This window comes from Streptomyces sp. NPDC002306 (assembly GCF_053593435.1).
Window position 1 is genome coordinate 583,222 of record NZ_JBSFCK010000003.1, and the last position, 21,068, is coordinate 604,289.

Consider the following 21,068-nt stretch of genomic DNA (forward strand, 5'->3'; position numbering starts at 1 on the left):
CACTCGTGCGGCTTACGATCCGCTGTGATGACACGTCGCCACCGCCTCCTCACGCTCGCCGCCGTCTGGCTCGCCACCCGAGCCCTGATGCTGTGGCTGCTCGCCCACGACTCCCTGCCGCTGCTCGGCGGCCGCGTCGCCCGCGAGGTGTGGCGGCTGTACCACCACTGGTACGTCGTCCTCTCGCACGGAGCCTTCCCGGAGCACGACAAGCTGTGGCAGTACCCGCCGGGAGCCGGCGCGGTGCTGCTGTCGCCCGGCCTGCTGCCGTGGCTCACCTACCTCCAGGCGTTCGTCGTCATCACCCTCGCGTCGGACGCGATCGTCACCGTGGCGCTGGCCCGGGCCGGCCTGCGGCCCGGCCGCAGCCTGCTCGGGGCCGGGCTGTGGGTGGGCGCGCTGCCGCTGCTGCTGCGCCTGCCGCTCGCGCGCTACGACGTCGAGGTGACCGCGCTCGCCGTCGTGTCGCTGCTGGCGCTGTCGCGCTCCACGCGCGTGTGCGGGGCGTTCGCCGCGCTCGCCGCGCTGGTCAAGGTGTGGCCGCTGCTGGTGCTGGTGGGGGTCGCGAAGGGGCGGCCCACCCGGTCGGCGTGGACATGGGCGGCGGTGACGGCGGGCGTGGTGCTCGTCCCGCTCGTCGTCTCCTTCGACAACGCCCTGTCCTTCCTGCGCCAGCAGGGCGGCAGGGGCGTACAGATCGAGTCCCTCGGCGGCACGGTCCTCGGCCTCGCCACCCACCTCGGCTGGCCGGGCGAAGTGCGCTACCAGTACGGCGCCATGGAGTTCACCGGCCCGTACGTCTCCACCGTCGCGCACGTCTGCCTCGCCCTCACGGCCGCCGCCTTCGGGCTGCTGCTGCTGTGGCGGTTCCGGGCCAGGCGGTGGACCGAGGCGACGCCGCTGGACGCCGCGCTGAGCGCCCTGCTCCTGTTCACCGTGACCAGCCGGGTGATCAGCCCGCAGTACATGATCTGGCTGCTCGGCCTGGCCGCCGTGTGCCTGACCTCGCGGCGGACCTCACAACGTCCGGTGGCCTGGCTGATCGTGGCGGCCACCCCGGTCAGCACCGCCGTGTTCCCCACCTTCTACACCGACGTCATCGCCTCCACGTGGACCGGCTGCGCGCTGATGCTCGTCCGCAACGGGCTGCTGGCCACCGCCGCCGTCCTGTCCTTCGTCCGTCTGTGGCGCTCCGGCCGCCCCGACGGCCGCTCCGCCGACTCCGCCACCTGGACCTCATGCTCCTCCGTCAGCTCCCCCAGGTCGCGGTCGTCGTCATCGGTCACGACGACGCAGCACATGTGACCGACGCGGTGCGCTCGGCGCTCGCGCAGGGCCCCGCCGTCCACGAGGTCGTCGCCGTCGACGACTGCTCGACGGACGGCAGCGCCGAACTGCTCGCCCGCCTCGCCGCGACCGAACCCCGGCTGCGGGTCGTGCGGCACACGGTCAACAGCGGTGGCTGCGGCACCCCGCGCAACACCGGCCTTGACACGGTAACGGCGCCGTACGTGATGTTCCTGGACAGCGACGACCTGCTGCCACCGGGCGCGGTGGACGCGCTGCTCACCGCGGCGACCGAGGACCACGCCGAGGTGGCGGCCGGCCTGTGCGTACGCCGGGAGCTGCCCTCGGGACGCGAAGTGCCCTGGCAGCACCGCCTGTACGCGGCACGCGCCGTGATCGCGCACCCCGCGCACCGCCCGCTCCTGGTCCACGACACGCTCTGCGTCAACAAGCTCTACCGCACCGCTTTCCTCGACGCGCACGGCATCCGCTTCCCCGAAGGCCGCCACCCCTACGAGGACTTCGTCTTCACCGCGCGGGTGCTCGCCGCCGGCCCCCGCGTCGCCCTCGTCCCGGACCGCGTCTACATCTGGCACGTGCGCCGGTCCGCCGAGCGGCTGTCGATCTCGCTGGACCGCGCGGACGCCGACAACTGGCGGGCCCGCACGGCGGCGAGCCGGACGGCCCACGAGATCCTGCTGGACGCCGGGCAGAAGAGCCTCGCGCGGGCGGCGCGCGCCAAGTTCCTCGACCACGAACTGCGCCTGTACGCACGCGAGCTGGGCCTGCGCGACAGCGAGTACCGGCGCGCGTGGTGGACGCACACGCGGGCCTACCTCGCGGAGTACGACGCCGCCGACCGGGCCTCCGACCCGACCGCGCCCGGCCGGCTCCTCGCGCGGGTCGTCCTCGCCTCCCCCGAACCGCGTGACCTGCCCCGGCTCAGGGAGCTCGCCGCCCGCCCCGCCCGGCTGCTGCCGCCCTACGCGCGCGCGGCCGACGGCACCCCCGTCTGGTCCGCCGACCTCCCCCAGGTCACCCTGGAATCCCTGCTGACCCGTCCGATCCGCCTCCTCCCCTTCACCGTCGACGCGCTGCTGCGCCCGCGCGCGCGGGGCACCCTGCTGCGGCTGCGCCTGCACGAGCTGTACGGCCGGATGGCGGGCGCGGGCCCCGAGGCGGCGGAGGTGGAGTGGCGGCCGCGCCAGGACGCGATGCGCGCGGGGGCCGCGCGGGCCGGGGCGCCCGTCCCCGCGCGCCGTACCGTCGCCCTCGCCGCCGCCCCGAACGGCACCTGGACCGCCGACACCGCCGTGGACCTGGCGGCACTCGGGGCGTACGGCGCGAGCACCTGGGACCTGCGCCTGCGCGTGCTGTTCGCCGACGGTTCGCACCGCGAGGTGACGGCCCACGCCGACACCTCCGCCGGCCCGCCCCGCCGTCACGCCGTGCCCAGCGTCCGTCACGGCGTGGTCCTCGTACAGCCGTACGCCACCCACTCCGGCGCCCTGGCCCTGCGCGTGGCACCCGGAGCACGGGGAGTCGCCGCGGTCGTCCGCGCAAGGCTCCGCCGCCTGCTTGACTGAAAGCCGCACACGGCCCACGCGAGCGCGCGCACCCACGGGCCACCTGACGAGGGGACGGCCGCACATGACCTGGCTGATCACCGGCGGCGCCGGCTACATCGGCGCACACGTCGTCCGGGCGATGACCGAGGCGGGCGAGAGAGCCGTCGTGTACGACGACCTGTCCACCGGCATCGCCGAACGCGTGCCGGACGGGGTGCCGCTGGTCACCGGCTCGACCCTGGACGAAGCGCTGCTGGCGCGCACCCTGGACGCCCACCACGTCACCGGTGTGGTGCACCTGGCGGCGAAGAAGCAGGTGGGCGAGTCGATGGACCTCCCCCTGCACTACTACCGCGAGAACGTGGAGGGCCTGCGCGTCCTGCTGGCGGCGGTCACCGCGGCCCGGGTCCCCTCCTTCGTCTTCTCCTCCTCCGCCGCCGTGTACGGCATGCCCGACGCCACGGGCGGCGGCGCCCTGGTGACGGAGGAGACCCCGTGCGTGCCCATGTCGCCGTACGGCGAGACGAAGCTGGCCGGCGAGTGGCTGGTCCGGGCCACCGGCCGGGCGACCGGCCTGTCCACGGCCTCGCTGCGCTACTTCAACGTGGCGGGCGCGGCCGACCCCGAACTCGCCGACGTGGGCGTCTACAACCTCGTCCCCATGGTCTTCGAGAAGCTCACGGAGAACGCGGCCCCGCGCATCTTCGGCGACGACTACCCCACCCCGGACGGCACCTGCGTCCGGGACTACATCCACGTCGTCGACCTGGCCGAGGCCCACGTCGCGGCGGCCCACGCCCTCCAGGCGTCCCCGGGCCGCGACCTCACGCTCAACATCGGCCGCAGCGAGGGCGTGTCCGTGCGCGAGATGATCGACCGCATCAACGCGGTCACCGGGTACGACCGTCCCCCCACGGTCACCCCGCGCCGCCCCGGCGACCCCGCACGCGTCGTCGCCTCCGCCGACCGCATCGCGCGCGAACTGGGCTGGAAGGCGAAACACGACGTCCAGGACATGATCACGTCAGCCTGGGCAGGCTGGGTACACCACCACCCGGAGGCGGCACGCGCGTAGGGGTGCGAGGGATGCGGGGGCGGGAGCGGGCGGGGGGACACGCGTGCGGGGCCGCCGCGTACCCTGCCCGGATGACCGAACGGCCGTACCCGTCTCCGCGCACCGAACCGCCGGCGGAACCGTCCGCCGATCCTCGGACCGATCCGCGTACCGACCGTGCCGTCGGGGCCGTCGTCGGTTCCGCCGTGGGTGACGCGCTGGGCGCGCCCTTCGAGTTCGGGCCCGAGGGAGCCTTCTCGGCGCGGTTCGCACGGCCGGGGCACGGCGGCGAGATGTGCGGGGGCGGCGGCTGGGACCCGGGCGAGGCGACCGACGACACGCAGATGGCCGTACTCGTCGCCGAGTCCCTGCTGGAGCGCGGCGGACTGGATCCGGCGGACGTCTTCGCGCGGTTCCGGCGGTGGGCGCTGGCCGAGCCGAAGGACATCGGGCTCCAGACGGAGGCGGTACTGGGCGGCGGCGACCCGTGGGACACGGCCGCCGCGCTGCATTTCCAGGTCAGCCGGCGCGGTGCGGGGAACGGCGCGTTGATGCGGGCCGCGCCCTCCGCCGTGCACTTCGCGGACCGGGGGCGGACGGCCACCATGGACGCCGCCCGGCGGCTGGCCGCGCTCACCCACGGGGACCGGGCGGCCTGGGAGGGCACGGCCGTCTTCCACGAACTGGTCCGGGTCGCGCTGGCCGGGCACGACCCCCTCACCGCCGTGGCGCCGACCCTGGAAGCCGTCCACCCCGACCACCGGGACCGTTACGCCGTCGTCCTCGCCCCCGGCTGGCACCCGGACGACGCCACGGAGTTCAACGGCGCCGTCTGGCCCTGCCTCGGCTCCGCCGTCTGGGCCCTGCGCACCACGTCCTCCTACGAGGACGCCGTACGGGCCGCGATCGACCTCGGCGGGGACACGGACACCGTCGCCGCGGTGACGGGCGGGCTCGCCGGGGCGGTGTACGGCGCCGGCGCCGTCCCCGAGCGGTGGACGCGGCCGCTGCACGTGCCGCTGCCCGGGTTCGGGGAGCGGGTGCTGCGGGTGGAGGAACTGGTCGGGCTCGCCCGGCGGCTGGTGCGGCCGGGAGCGAAGCTCGGCGGCGAGTAGGGCCCTTCGGGGAGGGGGTCGGCTCGGCGGTCACCGCTCCGCTCGTACGGGATCCGCGGTCACAGCGCCTTGAGTGCCGCCGTGGTCGCTCGTGCCAGAGCCCCCAGGTATCCCTTCGGGAGCTTCGGGCTGCGGATCACCACCGAGCGCCAGTAGAGGGGACCGGAGATCAGGTCGAGCGCGAGCTCCTCGTCGATGCCCACCCGGACCTCACCACGCCGTTCCGCCGCCGCGACGATCCCGCTGGCGACGCCCTCCTGCCCCTCGCGCAGGGCGTTCTGCATGGCCTCGGCGATCTCGGGGTTGCGGGCCGCCTCGGCCTGGAGGTCCGGGATGATCTGCGAGGCCACGGGGTGGCGCAGCGCGCGGGAGGTCACCTCGTACAGCAGCCGCAGGTCTCCCTCCAGGGAGCCGGTGTCCGGGGCGGGCAGGCCCTGCACGGCGATCGCCGAGACGACGTCGAGGACGAGGTGCAGCTTGGAGCGCCAGCGGCGGTACACCGCCGTCTTGCCGACACCCGCCCGGCGCGCGATGCCCTCTATCGACATCCGCGCGTAGCCGACGGCCGCGAGCTCCTCGAAGACGGCCGCTCGGATGGCTTCCGTCACATCCTCGCGGAGCACGGCGGCTCCCGCGGGGGGGCGGCGGCGCGGACGCGTCTGGGGCCCGTCGGCGTTCGTCGTCATGCGGTCCAGCATAGGGCGTTACGACGATACGGTGCCGTCCCCACGCAAAGCGTGGCGACGCGACGGCCTTGTTCCGGCGACGGAACCGTCCCGTCCGCACGACGGAACGGTCTCGTCCTTGCGTCGATACGGTCTCGTCCCCGCGAAGTCCGTCACGACGAAACGGTTGCGTTCCGACGCCACCTCGGCCTACGCTCGCGTTGCGACGATACGGTCCCGTCCCGACGTGAGAAAACGTAAAGAAAAACGTAAGAAAATCCCGGGCGACGGGCCCGGCCCCACCGCCGGACGCACGCACCCCTCCCCCCGAACGAAAGCAGCGGATGTGAGCCAGGTCCTCCACACACCGCCCTCCACCCCGGCCCCGGCCGAAGACGACCTCGCGACCCTGGCCGCCCGCCACGGCCTCGCGGTCAGCGGTGCCCGCCCCTCACTGCCCGCGTACATCCGCCAGCTGTGGGCGCGCCGCCACTTCATCACCGCCTTCGCCACCGCCAAGCTCACCGCCCAGTACAGCCAGGCGAAGCTGGGCCAGCTCTGGCAGGTGATGAACCCCCTGCTGAACGCGGCGGTCTACTACTTCATCTTCGGCATGCTGCTGGGCACCTCCCATGGCGTACCGGACTTCGTGCCGTTCCTGGTCACGGGCGTGTTCGTCTGGACGTTCACCCAGAGCTCGATCATGGCGGGCACCCGGGCGATCTCCGGCAACATCGGCCTCGTGCGGGCCCTGCACTTCCCGCGGGCCGCGCTGCCGATCTCCTTCTGCCTCCAGCAGCTCCAGCAGCTGCTGTTCTCGATGATCGCGCTGATCGTCATCCTGCTCTGCTTCGGTGTGCCCGTCACCGTGTCCTGGCTGCTGGTGCTGCCCGCCCTGGTGCTGCAGTTCACGTTCAACACCGGTGTCTCGATGGTCATGGCCCGCCTGGGCGCGGAGACGCCGGACATCGCCCAGCTGATGCCGTTCGTTCTGCGCACCTGGATGTACGTCTCCGGCGTGATGTGGAGCATCGACAAGGTGCTCAGCCACGACGATCTGCCCCACTGGGCGATGACGGCACTCCAGTGCAATCCGGCGGCCGTCTACATCGACCTGATGCGCTTCGCGCTGATCGACAGCTTCCACGCGAGCCAGCTGCCGCCGCACGTGTGGTTGGTCGCGACCGGCTGGGCGCTGCTCGCCGGGGTCGGCGGCTTCATCTACTTCTGGAAGGCTGAGGAGACGTACGGCCGTGGCTGAGAACCAGAGCTCGACGCACGAGCGCATCCCCACCGTCGTCGCCGACCACGTCGACATCGTCTACCGGGTCAACGGCACCGGAGCCGGCCGCGGCTCCGCGACCGCCGCCCTCAACCGCATCGTGCGCCGCGGCAAGACCGAGAAGGCGGCGGGCGTCCGCAAGGTGCACGCGGTGAAGGAGGTGTCGTTCACCGCCTACAGGGGCGAGGCGATCGGCCTGATCGGCACCAACGGCTCCGGCAAGTCCACGCTGCTCAAGGCGGTCGCGGGCCTGCTCCCGGTGGAGCGCGGCAAGATCTACACCGACGGCCAGCCCTCCCTCCTCGGCGTCAACGCGGCCCTGATGGGCGACCTGACCGGCGAGCGCAACGTCTACCTCGGCGGCCTGGCCATGGGCATGTCCAGGGAACAGGTCAAGGAGCGCTACCAGCAGATCGTCGACTTCTCCGGCATCAACGACAAGGGCGACTTCATCACGCTGCCGATGCGGACGTACTCCTCCGGCATGTCCGCCCGGTTGCGCTTCTCCATCGCCGCCGCCAAGGACCACGACGTCCTGCTCATCGACGAGGCGCTGGCCACGGGCGACCGCACCTTCCAGCGGCGCTCCGAGGAACGCATCCGCGAGCTGCGCCAGAAGGCGGGCACGGTCTTCCTCGTCACCCACAGCAGCAAGTCGATCCGCGACACCTGCGACCGCGTCCTGTGGCTGGAACGCGGCGAGCTGCTCATGGACGGTCCGACGGACGAGGTCATGAACGCGTACGACGCCTTCACCGGCGGCAAGGGCGAGGCGCCCCGGCCGTTGCGGGAGACCCGCCCGAACCCGCAGCGGGACAAGGCCGCCCTCCCGTCCTGAGCGCCACCCGGCAAGCAGCCCTGAGCGCCACCCGGAAGTCCTGAGCCTCACCCGGCGCGGGGCCCGGCCCCGACAAGTCCTGAGCCGCACCCGGCGGGGGCCCGGCCCCGGCTCACCGGGCCCCGCCCCTCCCCCACACCACCGGCCCAACCACACCGACCCCTTTTATCCGATCAGTGCCACTATGACCAGAAGGGTGCGCCCAGCCGACGACAAGGCGGACGACGACGAGACGTCACCACGCGACGTCACCACGCGAAGGAGTCCACCGCGATGCCCGAGCTCAGCGTCATCGTCCACGGACCCAACACCCAGGGGAACCTGTCCGCCCTCCTCGACGGCCTGGCCGCCCACCCGCTCCCGTCCGTCGAGGTGATCGTCGCCGCGGTCGGCGACTGGGCCCGTGAGACCGCCGAAGGGCACGCGTCCGAGCTCACGGTGCTGCCCCTGCCCGCCGGTACGCGGGACGCCGAGGCCCGGGCCGCCGGAGCCGCGCGGGCGTCCGGCCGCTGGCTGCACTTCGTCCGCGCCGGGGACGGACTGCCGGCCGACGCCCCGCACACCGTCGCCGAGCGCGCCGCCGAACTGGCCGAGTTGCCGGAGACGGTGGACGTCCTGCTCTTCGACCACGTCCGCTCCACCTGGCGGACCAGCGGGAAGCCCTCGCCCGACGGCCGCCTGCTGGCCCGCGCGGGCCGGACCGCCGTCACCCTGGACGACGCCCCGCACCTCCTGCGTCTGACCCCGCTCCTCGGCAACCGCGCGATCCGCACCGCCTTCTGGCGGGCGCACGAGGAGGACCTCGGCACGGCCGACGAGCCGTTCGCCGCGTACGCCACCCTCCTGCACGCCGAACGCGTCGCCTGTCTCGCGCACGTCGCCTACGAGCACCGCCAGGTGCGCCCGGAGAGCCTCCCGCGGATCACCCCGGAGGACCGCTACAGCCTGATCGACCGCTACGAGACACTCCTGGCCCGCACCACGCGGGCCCGCCCCGGCCCCCACGCCGTGCTGTACGAGACGATGGTCCAGGACTGCCTGCGCACGTTCGCCCGCTCGGCGATGCCGGACGCGGTGGCGCGGGAGTTCTTCCGCCGGGCGTCGCTCGCGGCGGTCCGCCGCCGCCCGGAGAACCACCGCCGCCCGGCCGGCCTCGAAGGCGTCCGCCGCACCCTGCTCGAAGAGGGCGCCTACACCAGGTACCGCGCCTTCCAGGCCGCCAACCGGACCCGCCGCACGGCCAGGACGGCGGTGCGGACCCGCAGGCGCAGGTTCGCGGCGAAGCTCCGCGACCACCAGTACCGCAGGGCGCTGGGCCGCCCGGTCGACCCCGAGCTGGCCGTCTTCTCCGCCTACTGGAACCGCGGGGTCTCCTGCAACCCGGCCGCGATCGCCGCCAAGCTCGCCGAGCTCGCCCCGCGCGTCCACCCGGTGTGGGTGGTCTCGGCGGACCACGTGGCGCTCCTGCCGCCCGGCACGGACCACGTCGTCCCCGGCACCCGCCGGTACTGGGAGGTCGTGGCGACGGCCAAGTACCTGGTCAACAACGTCAACTTCGCCGACGCGGTGGTCAAGCGCCCGGACGCGATCCATCTCCAGACCCACCACGGCACCCCCCTCAAGCGCATGGGCCTGGACCAGATGCGCTTCCCGGCCGCCGCCAAGGGCATGAACTTCGCCGCGCTGCTGGCCCGCGTCGACAAGTGGGACTACAGCGTCTCCGCCAACAGCCACTCCACCCGGATGTGGGAGCGCGCCTACCCGTCCCGCTTCGTCTCCCTGGACCACGGCTATCCGCGCAACGACGTCTACTACACCGCCACCGCGGCCGACGTCCTCGCCGTCCGTGAACGCCTGGGCATCGCCCCCGGCCGGCGGGCCGTCCTCTACGCCCCCACCCACCGCGACTACGAGGCCGGCTGGACCCCGCGCCTGGACCTCGCCGCCCTCGCCGACCGCCTGGGCGAGAACACCGTCCTGCTCGTCCGCGGCCACTACTTCTACGGCGGTTCGGCGTCCCCCCTGGCGGGCCTGCGCCGCACGGGCAGGCTCATCGACGTCTCCGCCTGGGACCCGGTCGAGGAGCTCGCCCTCGCCGCCGACGCGCTGGTCACGGACTACTCGTCCATCATGTTCGACTACGCCAACCTCGACCGCCCGATCGTGGTCTACGCCGACGACTGGGAGACGTACGCGACGACCCGGGGCGTCTACTTCGACCTGATGGCCGAGGCGCCGGGCCCGGTGGCCCGCACCCAGGAGGAACTGGCCGAGATCTTCGCCTCGGGCGCCTGGCGCGACGAGGGCGCGGCGAAGGCGCGGGCCGCGTTCCGACGCCGGTTCTGCGAGTACGACGACGGACGCGCCGCCGAGCGGGTCGTACGCCGGGTCTTCCTCGGCGAGAACGAGAAGTCGCTGCCCCGGCCGGTCCCCGTCGACGAACGGACCCCGGCCCCGACCCCCGAGGAGGCGAGCGCCCGATGAGTACGCCCGAGGCCGCCACCCGTGAGGCCGCCCCCGACGTCACGGTCACGGTGATCGTCTACAACGACGCCGAACGTCTGCCGCGCGCGGTCGCCTCGGTGCGCCGCCAGACGCACGCCGACATCGAGATCATCATCAGCGACGACCACTCGACCGACGACACCCCGGAAGTGGCCCGGCGGCTGGCGGCCGAGGACCCGCGCGTCCTGCATCTGCGGCTGCCGGAGAACAGCGGCGGGTGCAGCGCCCCGCGCAACCGCGCGCTGGAGATCGCCCGGGCGCCGTACCTGATGTTCCTGGACAGCGACGACGAACTCCCCGCCGACGCGGTCGAGTTGTTGCTGGCCGCCCACCGCGAGCGTGAGGTCGACTTCGCGATGGGCGCGGTGCAGCGGGTGCGCGCGGACACCGGGCGCCGCTCCACCTGGATGCCGCATCTGGTCGCCGAGCGCCGCACGGTGGAGGGCATCGAGGCCGATCCCCGGCTGCTGTTCGAACACCTGTCGACGAGCAAGATGTACGCGCGGGCGTTCCTCGACCGGCACGGGCTGCGCTTCCCCGAGGGCATCCACTACGAGGACCAGCTGTTCACGGCCATGGCGTACTGCCTGGCCAAGGAGTTCACCGTCATCCCCGAGCCGGTCTACCGCTGGTACATCGAGCCGTACGCGGACTCGGAGTCCCGGTCGATCTCCAATCAGCGGCACAAGCTCGGCAACGTCGCCGACCGCGTCCACGTGCAGCGGCTGATCGACGCCTTCCTGGCCGAGAGCGGGCACGAGTCGCTGCGGGAGGACAAGGACTACAAGTTCCTCAAGCACGACTTCCGCATGTACGCCGGTGACCTGCCCTACCGCGACGAGGAATGGCTGAGCGCGTTCGCGGAGATCGTGAACCCGTACCTGGCGACGCTGGCACCGGGCGCGTACGCCCGGCTGCCGCGCGCGGAGCGCGTGGTCCTCCAGCTGATCCGCGAGGGCCGGGTGAAGCGGGCCCGGCTCGCCGCACGGGGCCTGGGCCACGGGGTGGCCCCGAGGACGGTGACGGCGGACGCCCAGGGCCGTACCTACTGGGGCGAGTCGGTCCCGGACTCCGCGGACGCCCGCCGCGAACTGGAGGTCTCGGACCTGGAGCTGGACACGCGGCCCTTCCCGAGCGCGCAGTTCCGCCACGAGATCACCGAGCTGACACCGGGTCCTGGCGCCTCGCTCGGCCTGACCGTACGCACCTACGACCCGGGGCTGCGGCTGGCGGTCGGCCCGCAGCGCGCCTGCCTCCTCATCGCGCCCGGCGAGCGCCTCACGGTGCCCTTCCGCCTGCTCCCGGTCCGCCCCGGCGTCTTCGAGGGGCAGGTCCGCCTCGACCTCGCGGCGGCCCCGCTGCCGCTACGGGGCTTCGAGGGCGTACGCCACCCGCTGCTCCGCCTCGAACAGCAGGGCCTGCCGCACACCGCCCTCCTGCTGGCCCCGCTCGACTTCCCCGCCGTCGCCGCTCACGTCGGCTACCGCTCCGGCCTGTCACCCCACGAGGTGACGGTGGAACCGGAGGGCCGCGGTCCGGGCCGCCTCCAGATCCGCTGGCGCCCGGTGGGCGTGACGGCGAGGGTCGTACGACCGCTGGCGCGCCGGGTGGCCCGGCCGAAGGTGCGCCGAGCGGTCCGGCTGGTCCGCAGCGCGCTCAAATAGCCGCGGGAGGGCGCCTCTCATCGCACGACGGCGTACAGCAGCTGACCGCCCGGTCCCCGGGCCACCAGCCGCAGCCCTCCGGCGTCCCGCAGCGTCCCCCGGCTCACCACCCACCGCACGCCGTACGTCGTCTCGATGTCGCGCCGCACCCCCCGCGCGGTCCCCGGCGCGAAGTAGCTGCGCACCGCGGCCGCCCGCCGGTCCTCGTCGGGAAGGAAGAAATCGGGGTAGCCGGGGGCCACGGTGTACGGCCCGTACGCCGGGATCTGCCGCGCCGCGGCCGTCCGCGCCAGCACCACATCGCCGTACCTCACCCACGGAGTGATCCACTTGTAGCCCACCCAGGGGTCCCGGTACTTCGCCGCGACCGCCTCCGGCAGCCGCCCCCGTCCGAACACGTACCCGAGCGTCCCCGCCTGGGTCCACGCCCCCACCACCAGCGCCGTCCCGAGCACACACGCCCACGCCACCCGCGCACCGCGCCGCCCGGCCGCGACCACCTCCAGCGCGGCGGCGGCCTGCGCCGGGATCAGTACGGCGGGCAGCGCCCGCCCCCACGAGTAGTGCCCGCTCAGCCAGCCGCCCGCGCAGACCACGACCCCCAGCGCGAAGAACAGCACCAGCGGATCCCACCGGTCCCGCCGCCACCGCGCCCCCAGCGCCGCCACCCCCACCAGCACCAGCCCGAACCGCCCGAACGGGTCCCGGTACAGCTGCCGGTGCAGTGCCTCCAGGTCGGCCCCCGCCCCGAAGAGCGCGAAGAAGTCGTAGTACGGCCACAGCCACAGCACCACCACCCCGAGCGCGAGCCCGGCCGCGAGCCGCGTCCACACCGCACGCGCGGGCCGTGCCGCGAGCACCGTGGCGAGCGCGCCCAGCGAGGCGACGACGCCCGAGAACTGGTGGCAGAGCAGGATCACCGCCCACAGCACCCCGAGCCCGAGGAAGTCCCCCCACCCGCCGGGTTCCCGCACCGCCCGCGCCAGCCACGCCCAGAAGTGGAAGGCGAGCCCCAGCGCGAACACGCTCGGATACGACACGGTCAGCGCGAGCGAGTTGAGACCGAGGAACCCGCTCCACTCGAACAGCGTCGTGCCCCACAGAAACAGCAGGCACAGCAGTACCAGCGCCGGCGCCATGGGATGCCGGCTCAGCGTCCGTACGTACCGCCGGATCCCGGTGGCGAGCAGCGCGAGCCCGACGACCGCCGCGAGGCGCAGGACGACGAAGACCGACAGTCCCGTCACCCGCGCGACGCCCCCCAGCAGCAGCATCCACGGGGAGTAGTACGGGCTCGGCGTGTCCGCGTCGACCAGGGGGTTGCCCGGGTCGACCAGGTTGTGGCGCAGCCGTTCGACGGTCGCCGCGTGCATGCCGAGATCGCCCGCCCACGGCAGACGGACGATCACCAGCAGCATGAGGACCAGCACGAGCGCGGCGGCCGCCGGGACGACGGCGGCCGTCGCCCTATGCGGCGTGCCGCGCATCCCGCTGGAACACCCAGGCGCGGTAGACGAGGAAACGGAACGCGGAGGCCAGGACCAGCGAGACGGCCTTGACGATGTTGGAGTCGAGCGGGCCGTTCAGCCCGAGGCCGTGACAGCCGGCGTAGAACAGACCGCTCTCCAGGCCGACGCCGAGGCCGCTGAGGACGAAGAACAGCGCGATCTGCCGCCGGGTCCGGGACGCGCGGTCCCGGTAGGCGAAGTAGCGGAAGCCGAGGTAGTTGGCGCTCATGGCCAGGACGCCGGCCAGCACCGTCGCCGCCGTCGCCGGCTGCCCCAGGCCGCTCAGCAGCAAGTTGAACACCACGAAGTTGACCAGCACACCGCTACCGCCGACGACCGCGAACCTCGCGACCTCGAAGACGACACTCCTCGCCGGCAGGGCGGGGACGACGAGCGCCGCCACCCGCCCGTCGGACAGATTCACAGTCACGCGCGACACTTTAACCGAATCATCCCGATTAACCGTAAAAGGTAATTCTTCGCACAACCCTCTGCACGACGAGGGGCGCCCCGAACCACTATGGTTCGGGGCGCCCCTCGTCGACCGATGTGACTACGTCCTACGGATGCGGCTTACGAATGCGCCCGCAGCAGCGTCCGCATCGTCCGCATCGCCACCGACAGGTTGGCCAGGTCGAACGTGTCCGACCCCTGGATCTCCTCCAGCGTCGTGCGCGCCCGGCCCAGGATCGGCGCGTTCTTCTCCTCCCAGGCCTTGAAGCGCTGCTCGGGGGTCGACGTGCCGTTGCCCGCGGCGAGGACGTCCGCGGTCAGGGCCGCGTGAGCCGCGTAGAGGTCCTCGCGGATGGAGGCGCGGGCCATGGACTGCCAGCGGTCGGCACGCGGCAGCTCGATGATGCGGTCCATGAGCTGGGTGATCCGCAGACGGTCGGCGAGGTCGTAGTACACGTCGGCGACGTCCAGCGGCTCCTTGCCCATGCGGTCGGCCACCGAGACCACGTCGAGCGTCGGGAAGGCGGAGGAGAACCCGGCCACCCGCGTGGCCAGTTCGTCCGGGACGCCCGCGCCCGTCAGCTCCTCGTAGATGTGCTGGTACCACTCCAGGTCCGCACCGCGCAGCAGCTTCGGCAGCTGCTGCCAGACCTGCTCGACACGCTCGGCGAAGAAGTCGACCGTCTCGGCGAGTTGCAGCGGCTGCGGCCGGTTGTTGAGCAGCCAGCGCGTGCCACGCTCGACCAGCCGGCGCGAGTGCAGCCGGATCCGGGTCTGGACGTCGGCGTCGACGCTGTTGTCCAGCGCCTCGACCGCGTCCCACACCGAGGCCGAGCTGAAGATCGCGCGGGCCGCGGTCTGCGCGCGCACGATCTCCTCCAGCGACGCGCCGGTCTCCTCGCGCAGCCGGTGCAGATAGGTCGTACCGCCCGTGTTGACCGTGTCGTTGACCAGGACGGTCGTGGTGATCTCCCGGCGCAGCGGGTGCTTGTCGACATACTCGCCGAACTGCTGGCGCAGCGCCGTCGGGAAGTACGCGTGCAGCAGGCTGCGCAGGTACGGGTCGTCGGGCAGCGAGGTGTGCAGCAGCTCCTCGGCGACCGTGATCTTCGTGTACGCCATCAGGACGGCCGTCTCCGGGCTGGTCAGCCCCTGGCCGGAGCCCAGACGCTCCCGGATCTGGCGGTCGGTGGGCAGAAACTCCAGGGCCCGGTCGAGGTGGCCCTCGCGCACCAGGTGGCGGATGAAGCGCTGCTGCGCGTGGAGCATGTCCTTGGACTGGGCCAGGGCGTTGGCGATCGCCGTGTTCTGCGCGTAGTTGTTGCGCAGGACCAGGGCGCCGACCTCGTCGGTCATGTCGGCGAGCAGCTTGTTGCGTTGCTTGACGGTCATGTCGCCCTCGGCGACCAGACCGTTGAGCAGGATCTTGATGTTCACCTCGTGGTCGGAGGTGTCCACGCCGGCGCTGTTGTCGATGGCGTCGGTGTTGATCCGGCCGCCCTGGAGCGCGAACTCGATCCGGCCCAGCTGGGTCAGGCCCAGGTTGCCGCCCTCGCCGACCACCTTGACGCGCAGGTCGCGGCCGTCGACGCGGATGGCGTCGTTGCCCTTGTCGCCGACGTCGGCCTGGCTCTCGGTGGACGCCTTGACGTACGTGCCGATGCCGCCGTTCCACAGCAGGTCCACCGGGGCCTGGAGGATCGCCTTCATCAGGTCGGCGGGGGTCAGCTTGGCGACCTTGGCCTCGATGCCGAGGGCCTCGCGAATGTGGCTGTTGACCGGAATGGACTTCGCCGTACGCGGGAAGACGCCGCCACCGGCGGAGATGAGCCCGCTGTCGTAGTCGGCCCAGGAGCTGCGCGGCAGTTCGAACAGACGGCGGCGCTCGGCGTAGGAGGTGGCCGCGTCCGGGTTCGGGTCGATGAAGATGTGCCGGTGGTCGAAGGCGGCGACCACCCGGATGTGCTCGCTCAGCAGCATGCCGTTGCCGAACACGTCACCGGACATGTCACCGATGCCGACGACCGTGAAGTCCTCGACCTGGGTGTTCACGCCCAGCTCCCGGAAGTGCCGCTTCACGGACTCCCAGGCGCCGCGGGCGGTGATGCCCATGGCCTTGTGGTCGTAGCCGGCCGAGCCGCCGGAGGCGAAGGCGTCGCCGAGCCAGAAGTCGTACGACTGCGCGACGTCGTTGGCGATGTCCGAGAACGTCGCCGTGCCCTTGTCGGCCGCGACCACCAGATAGGTGTCGTCCTCGTCGTGCCGCACGACGTCCGCCGGGGGCACGACCTCGCCGGCCACCATGTTGTCGGTGATGTCCAGCAGCGCCGAGATGAAGGTCCGGTAGCTGGCGATGCCCTCGGCCAGCCACGCGTCCCGGTCCACGGCCGGGTCCGGCAGCTGCTTGGCGACGAAGCCGCCCTTGGCGCCGACGGGCACGATGACGGTGTTCTTCACCATCTGCGCCTTGACCAGGCCCAGGATCTCGGTGCGGAAGTCCTCCCGCCGGTCGGACCAGCGCAGACCGCCGCGCGCGACCTTGCCGAAGCGCAGGTGCACACCCTCCACCCGCGGCGAGTGGACCCAGATCTCGAACGCCGGGCGCGGTGCCGGCAGGTCGGGGATCGCCTGCGGGTCGAACTTCATGGAGACGTAGTCGTGCGGCTTGCCGGACGCGGTCAGCTGGAAGAAGTTCGTGCGCAGGGTCGCCTTGATCACGGTGAGGAAGGACCGCAGGATCCGGTCCTCGTCGAGCGACGCGACCTGGTCGAGCGCTGCGTCGAGCTCCTCCAGGAGCGCGTCGACGATCTCCAGACCGGCCCGCTGCCGCTCGGGCGACATCCGCGCCTCGAACAGGGAGACGAGCAGGCGAGTGGTGTGGACGTTGTTACGGAGGGTGTCCTCCATGTAGTCCTGGCTGAAGGTCGAACCGGCCTGCCGCAGGTACTTCGCGTACGCCCGCAGCACCGTCGCCTGCCGCCAGGTCAGCCCGGCGCTGAGCACGAGGGCGTTGAAGCCGTCGTTCTCCGCCTTGCCGGTCCAGGTGGCCTCGAACGCCTCCTGGAAGCGCTCACGGCCGTCGTCACCGAGGTAGTCGCCGTTGCCGCCGCCCAGCGACTTGGGGATCCGCAGGCCGAAGTCGTAGATCCAGGCGAGGGCGCGGTCCGAGCAGCGCAGCTCGTACGGCCGCTCGTCGATCACCTCGACGCCGAGCCGGTTGAGGACCGGCAGCACGGCGGACAGGGAGATGGCGGCGCCCTTGCGGTAGATCTTGAAGCGGCGCTCGTCGGGGGCGGCGCCCACCGGCTCGTACAGACTGAGCGCGAAGTCGTTGCCCGCTTCCTCGGTGAGACGTTCGAGGTGGACGAGGTCGGCGACCGCGGCCCGCGGGGTGTGGTCGGCCTTGTAGCCCTCGGGGAAGGCACCGCTGTAGCGGCGCAGCAGCTCGGCGGCGCGCTCCTCGCCGCACTCGGCGTTCAGCGCCTCGCCGAACGCGTCGGCCCAGGACCGCGCGGCCTCCACCAGACGGGCCTCGATGCGGTCCTTGTCGGTGTCGCTGAGCTGCGGCAGCTCGGTGCCCTGCGGGACCCGCACGACGAAGTGCAGCCGGGACAGGATCGACTCGGTGTTCCAGGCGGTGAAGTCGACGCTGATACCGCCGAGCTCCTCCTTGAGGATGTCGATGATCCGCAGCCGGACACCGGTGGTGTAGCGGTCGCGGGGCAGGTAGACGAGAGCGGAGTAGTAGCGGCCGTACTCGTCCTGGCGCAGGTACAGCCGCAGCCGGCGCCGCTCCTGGAGGTACAGCACCGACGTGACGATGGACTGGAGCTCGTCGACCGGGGTCTGGAAGAGCTCGTCGCGCGGGTAGGTCTCCAGGATCTGGAGCAGGTCGCGCCCGTCGTGGCTGTTGGGCGAGAAGCCCGCCCGCCGCAGGACCTCGTCGACCTTGCGCCGGATGACCGGCACGCGCTGCACGGACTCGGTGTAGGCGGCGGAGGAGAACAGCCCCAGGAACCGTCGCTCACCGACGACGTTGCCGTCCGCGTCGAACCGCTTCACGCCCACGTAGTCGAGGTACGACGGCCGGTGCACGGTGGACCGGCTGTTGGCCTTGGTCAGCACGAGGAGCTTGTGCTCGCGGGCCTTGGCGCGGGCGTCGGCGGGCAGCCGCTCGAAGGAGGGGCTCACGGGGTGGCTCTCGTCCCCGGAGTGCTGCGGGTCGGAGCGCAGGATGCCGAGGCCCGTTCCCGGGACGGCGGCGAGGGAGTCGTCCCCGCCCAGCCGGTACTCGCGGTAGCCGAGGAAGGTGAAGTGGTCAGCGGCCAGCCAGCGCAGCAGCTCGCGGGCCTCCTCGACCTCGGGCCGGGCCAGATCACCGGGCACGGGCTCCTCCGGGAGACCGTCGGCGACGCGGATGGCCGTGTCCCGCATCTTCTCCCAGTCCTCGACGGCCTCGCGGGCGTCGGAGAGCACCCGCAGCAGGTCTGCGGTGATCTGCTTCAGGTCGGCGCGGTCCGTCTCACGGTCGATCTCGACGTGGATCCAGGACTCGACGTGCACGTCGTGCGGCAGCTCACCGGCGGGCGGCTCGGTGAGCACCTCGACGAGCTTGCCGGTGACATCGCGGCGGACGACGACCTGCGGGTGGATGACGGCGTGGATGCCGCGCCCCTGCCGGGTCAGTTCGTTGGTCACCGAGTCCACGAGGAAGGGCATGTCGTCGGTGACGACCTCGACGACGGAGTGGCTGCACGTCCAGCCGTTCTCCTCGACCGTCGGGGTGTGCACCCGGACGTTGGCCGTGCCCTGCGGACGGTTCTCCGCCAGCCGGTAGTGGGAGAAGGCGGCTCCGAAGACGTCGACCGGGTCACGGTCGGAGAGGTCCTCCGGAGCGGTGTGCCGGTAGTAACGCTGGAGGAACGCGAGTACGGAGTCCCGGTCCGGGGCCCCTTCACTCGTCGTCCCAGTCGGTAGGTGCCCCCCGACCGGGCTGTTCTCAGCGACCCGAGCGGCCCTTCCGAGCAGCTCGGCCTTGGCTTCGTCCAGCTTGGTCTGCATTGTCCTCTGGCTCCTGTCGCGCGCCGTTGCGTGACGTAGAAGGAAGTACGGTCTCGTGCCTTCCGACGTAACGCCGCGACGCGGGGTCTCCGGTCTGCTCCGACGCTATGCCGCAAGGTGAGATGAGCGGGGGTTTATCAGCCATGTTCGACACGTCCACGGGGTGTGACGCTGCTCTCTGTCGCGTCTTCGCCCGGGAGATGTACGGCGTCCTGGGAGCCCTGGAGGCCCCGTCCCGCCCGCGAGAACCAGCGACCGCCGCCCGGTCACGGAGGTACTCCGTGCGGCCCGGGCGCAGGGCAGAGGCAACAGTGCCTCCGCGAGCTATCGCGCTGATCACGCCACTAAGGCTATCGCCCCCGACGGGGGACCCGTCATGAGCCGTATGTGTACAAAACAGGGGGGCGAACTTTGACAGTCTGCACAGGGGCGGCGGAGGACATGTCGTGCAATGGGTGCCGCGCGGTGGGCGACGGCGCGGAAAAGTCGACGCCGGCCGCACCTGCGCGCACGCTGAAAGCGACCGCGCCTCTTGGCAACCCCGCCCGCACGCGGCACGTTGCCCATGACAGTCCACGCCCGAGGGGAGCCGCCCGACATGCCAGCGAAAATCCTCATCCTCACCGGCGACGCAGCAGAGTCCCTGGAGGTCCTCTACCCCTACCAGCGCCTCCTCGAAGAAGGCTACGACGTCGACATCGCGGCCCCCACCCGCAAGAAGCTCCAGTTCGTCGTCCACGACTTCGAACCCGGTTTCGACACGTACACCGAGAAGCCCGGCTACACCTGGCCCGCCGACCTCGCCTTCTCCGAGGTGGACCCCGGCCAGTACGCCGCCGTCGTCATCCCCGGCGGCCGCGCCCCCGAGTACCTGCGCAACGACCCCGAGCTCCGCAAGATCCTCAAGTCGTTCTTCGACACGGACAAGCCGGTCGCCCAGATCTGCCACGGCCCGCTGCTCACCGCGGCGGTCGACGGCCTCCGCGGCCGGCGCGTCACCGCCTACCCCGCGCTCGAACTGGACATGCAGGCCGCCGGCGCCACCTTCCAGGACAGCGAGGCCGTCGTCGACGGCACCCTGGTCTCCTCCCGCGCCTGGCCGGACCACTCGGCCTGGATGCGCGAGTTCCTGAAGGTGCTGCGCGCGAAGGCACCGGTCAGCTGACCCACTCCGTCACCGTCCCCCGGACCCCGGTGCGGCGCGACGCCCCCGGGACGTCGCGCCCCGCGCGGACACCCTCACGCGGCCAGCCGCTGGGCCTCCTCGACGGCCTCCGCCAGCGTGTCCACGACCGGCACGCCCACCGCTTCCAGGCTGGCCCGGCTGTGCGACCCCCCGGTGTACAGCACCGCCCGCGCCCCCGCGTGCAGCGCGGCCACCGCGTCGTCGGCCGCGTCCCCGATCACCACCGTACGGGCGGGATCCACCCCGGCGAGCACACCGAGGTGACGCACCATGTGCTCGGCCTTGCTGCCTCCGGACGGCCCCACCCGCCCGTCGACCCGTACGAAGTGCGGCTCGATCCCGAATCCCCGCACCAGCGGGACCAGTTCGTCGTGCCCGTACATGCTCAGGATCGACTGGCTCTGCCCTGCCGACCGCCAGCCCGCGAGCAGTTCGACCGCCCCTTCGGTGAGACTGCAGGCCGACCGGTGTTCGCTGTAGTACCGATGGAAGATCTCGTCCATGACCTCCCACTCGGTGTCCGTCGGCAGCCGCCCTATCAGCCGCTCGTAGAACTTCGGCACCGGCACGCAGTACAGCGACCGGTACCGCTCCAGCGTGATCGGTGCGAGGCCCAGCTCGACGAACGCGGCGTTCGTGGCCCCGATGATCGCCTCGTTGTCGTGGAACAGCGTCCCGTTCCAGTCCCAGACAATGTGCGCAGCTTCGTGCTTCCCCATGCCAGAAAAGCTACCCGCCACCGCTGACATTCAAGAGAACCGCAGGTCGCAGCCGGGCGACGGAGCAACGGGCCGCAGGCCGCAGGCCGCAGGCCGCAGGCCGCAGGCCGCAGGCCGCAGGCCGCAGGCCGCAGGCCGCAGGCCGCAGGCCGCAGGCCGCAGG

At 72.2% G+C, this 21,068-nt stretch carries 14 protein-coding genes; 9 read left to right on the plus strand and 5 right to left on the minus strand.

Annotation, left to right across the window (positions count from 1 at the left end):
- Nucleotides 1-27: 27 nt before the first annotated feature.
- The 4 genes from ACWCQK_RS10180 (at nucleotide 28) to ACWCQK_RS10195 (ending at nucleotide 5,024) form a co-directional block, all read left to right on the plus strand.
- Nucleotides 28-1,305, plus strand: a complete 1,278-nt coding sequence (locus ACWCQK_RS10180) for a glycosyltransferase 87 family protein (RefSeq protein ID WP_451153867.1) — start codon at nucleotides 28-30, stop codon at nucleotides 1,303-1,305.
- Complete coding sequence (locus ACWCQK_RS10185; RefSeq protein WP_451153869.1) at nucleotides 1,239-2,873, plus strand: glycosyltransferase; 1,635 nt, start codon at nucleotides 1,239-1,241, stop codon at nucleotides 2,871-2,873. The genes ACWCQK_RS10180 and ACWCQK_RS10185 overlap by 67 nt, the downstream gene beginning before the upstream one ends.
- Before the next feature lie 64 nt (nucleotides 2,874-2,937).
- Nucleotides 2,938-3,930 carry a UDP-glucose 4-epimerase GalE gene (gene galE, locus ACWCQK_RS10190; RefSeq protein ID WP_451153871.1) on the plus strand — a complete coding sequence of 331 codons (993 nt, stop codon included), beginning with the start codon at nucleotides 2,938-2,940 and terminating at the stop codon, nucleotides 3,928-3,930.
- A gap of 71 nt (nucleotides 3,931-4,001) precedes the next feature.
- Nucleotides 4,002-5,024 carry an ADP-ribosylglycohydrolase family protein gene (locus ACWCQK_RS10195; RefSeq protein WP_451153873.1) on the plus strand — a complete coding sequence of 341 codons (1,023 nt, stop codon included), beginning with the start codon at nucleotides 4,002-4,004 and terminating at the stop codon, nucleotides 5,022-5,024.
- 59 nt (nucleotides 5,025-5,083) lie between these two features.
- On the opposite strand, the gene ACWCQK_RS10200 is transcribed toward ACWCQK_RS10195, so the two are convergent.
- Complete coding sequence (locus tag ACWCQK_RS10200; RefSeq protein ID WP_451153875.1) at nucleotides 5,084-5,722, minus strand: TetR/AcrR family transcriptional regulator; 639 nt, start codon at nucleotides 5,720-5,722, stop codon at nucleotides 5,084-5,086.
- Nucleotides 5,723-6,035: 313 nt separating this feature from the next.
- Here ACWCQK_RS10200 and ACWCQK_RS10205 point away from each other — a divergent pair, with 313 nt between their 5' ends.
- From ACWCQK_RS10205 to ACWCQK_RS10220, 4 genes are all read left to right on the plus strand, one after another.
- On the plus strand, nucleotides 6,036-6,950 hold the full coding sequence (locus ACWCQK_RS10205; protein WP_451153877.1) for an ABC transporter permease: 915 nt from the start codon (nucleotides 6,036-6,038) through the stop codon (nucleotides 6,948-6,950).
- Entirely contained in the window at nucleotides 6,943-7,809 is an 867-nt protein-coding gene (locus ACWCQK_RS10210; protein ID WP_451153879.1) for an ABC transporter ATP-binding protein, read from the plus strand. Before ACWCQK_RS10205 ends, ACWCQK_RS10210 begins: the two co-directional genes overlap by 8 nt.
- Before the next feature lie 273 nt (nucleotides 7,810-8,082).
- Nucleotides 8,083-10,293, plus strand: a complete 2,211-nt coding sequence (locus ACWCQK_RS10215; protein ID WP_451153881.1) for a CDP-glycerol glycerophosphotransferase family protein — start codon at nucleotides 8,083-8,085, stop codon at nucleotides 10,291-10,293.
- Nucleotides 10,290-11,978 (plus strand): glycosyltransferase family 2 protein, encoded by a 1,689-nt coding sequence (locus ACWCQK_RS10220; protein ID WP_451153883.1) that lies wholly within the window; start codon nucleotides 10,290-10,292, stop codon nucleotides 11,976-11,978. The genes ACWCQK_RS10215 and ACWCQK_RS10220 overlap by 4 nt, the downstream gene beginning before the upstream one ends.
- 17 nt (nucleotides 11,979-11,995) lie before the next feature.
- Here the strand turns inward: ACWCQK_RS10220 and ACWCQK_RS10225 are convergent, their stop codons facing one another.
- From ACWCQK_RS10225 to ACWCQK_RS10235, 3 genes are all read right to left on the minus strand, one after another.
- On the minus strand, nucleotides 11,996-13,465 hold the full coding sequence (locus ACWCQK_RS10225; protein ID WP_451153885.1) for a hypothetical protein: 1,470 nt from the start codon (nucleotides 13,463-13,465) through the stop codon (nucleotides 11,996-11,998).
- Nucleotides 13,446-13,916, minus strand: coding sequence for a GtrA family protein (locus ACWCQK_RS10230; protein ID WP_451153887.1), 471 nt, complete (start codon nucleotides 13,914-13,916; stop codon nucleotides 13,446-13,448). The genes ACWCQK_RS10225 and ACWCQK_RS10230 overlap by 20 nt, the downstream gene beginning before the upstream one ends.
- Nucleotides 13,917-14,059: 143 nt before the next feature.
- Nucleotides 14,060-19,000: an NAD-glutamate dehydrogenase gene (locus ACWCQK_RS10235; protein ID WP_451153889.1), complete on the minus strand. Its 4,941-nt coding sequence runs from the start codon at nucleotides 18,998-19,000 to the stop codon at nucleotides 14,060-14,062.
- A gap of 598 nt (nucleotides 19,001-19,598) precedes the next feature.
- Here ACWCQK_RS10235 and ACWCQK_RS10240 point away from each other — a divergent pair.
- Nucleotides 19,599-20,165, plus strand: coding sequence for a DJ-1/PfpI family protein (locus tag ACWCQK_RS10240; RefSeq protein ID WP_451153891.1), 567 nt, complete (start codon nucleotides 19,599-19,601; stop codon nucleotides 20,163-20,165).
- Nucleotides 20,166-20,239: 74 nt separating this feature from the next.
- On the opposite strand, the gene ACWCQK_RS10245 is transcribed toward ACWCQK_RS10240, so the two are convergent.
- Entirely contained in the window at nucleotides 20,240-20,905 is a 666-nt protein-coding gene (locus tag ACWCQK_RS10245; RefSeq protein WP_451153893.1) for an HAD family hydrolase, read from the minus strand.
- Nucleotides 20,906-21,068: the final 163 nt, after the last annotated feature.

Excerpts from the sequence above, each read along its gene's own strand:
- ACWCQK_RS10180 (WP_451153867.1), top strand. The coding sequence starts at position 28 with ATGACACGTCGCCACCGCCTCCTCACGCTCGCCGCCGTCTGGCTCGCC.
- ACWCQK_RS10185 (WP_451153869.1), top strand. The coding sequence starts at position 1,239 with ATGCTCCTCCGTCAGCTCCCCCAGGTCGCGGTCGTCGTCATCGGTCAC.
- galE (WP_451153871.1), top strand. The coding sequence starts at position 2,938 with ATGACCTGGCTGATCACCGGCGGCGCCGGCTACATCGGCGCACACGTC.
- ACWCQK_RS10195 (WP_451153873.1), top strand. The coding sequence starts at position 4,002 with ATGACCGAACGGCCGTACCCGTCTCCGCGCACCGAACCGCCGGCGGAA.
- ACWCQK_RS10200 (WP_451153875.1), bottom strand. The coding sequence starts at position 5,722 with ATGCTGGACCGCATGACGACGAACGCCGACGGGCCCCAGACGCGTCCG.
- ACWCQK_RS10215 (WP_451153881.1), top strand. The coding sequence starts at position 8,083 with ATGCCCGAGCTCAGCGTCATCGTCCACGGACCCAACACCCAGGGGAAC.
- ACWCQK_RS10220 (WP_451153883.1), top strand. The coding sequence starts at position 10,290 with ATGAGTACGCCCGAGGCCGCCACCCGTGAGGCCGCCCCCGACGTCACG.
- ACWCQK_RS10225 (WP_451153885.1), bottom strand. The coding sequence starts at position 13,465 with ATGCGCGGCACGCCGCATAGGGCGACGGCCGCCGTCGTCCCGGCGGCC.
- ACWCQK_RS10235 (WP_451153889.1), bottom strand. The coding sequence starts at position 19,000 with ATGCAGACCAAGCTGGACGAAGCCAAGGCCGAGCTGCTCGGAAGGGCC.
- ACWCQK_RS10240 (WP_451153891.1), top strand. The coding sequence starts at position 19,599 with ATGCCAGCGAAAATCCTCATCCTCACCGGCGACGCAGCAGAGTCCCTG.
- ACWCQK_RS10245 (WP_451153893.1), bottom strand. The coding sequence starts at position 20,905 with ATGGGGAAGCACGAAGCTGCGCACATTGTCTGGGACTGGAACGGGACG.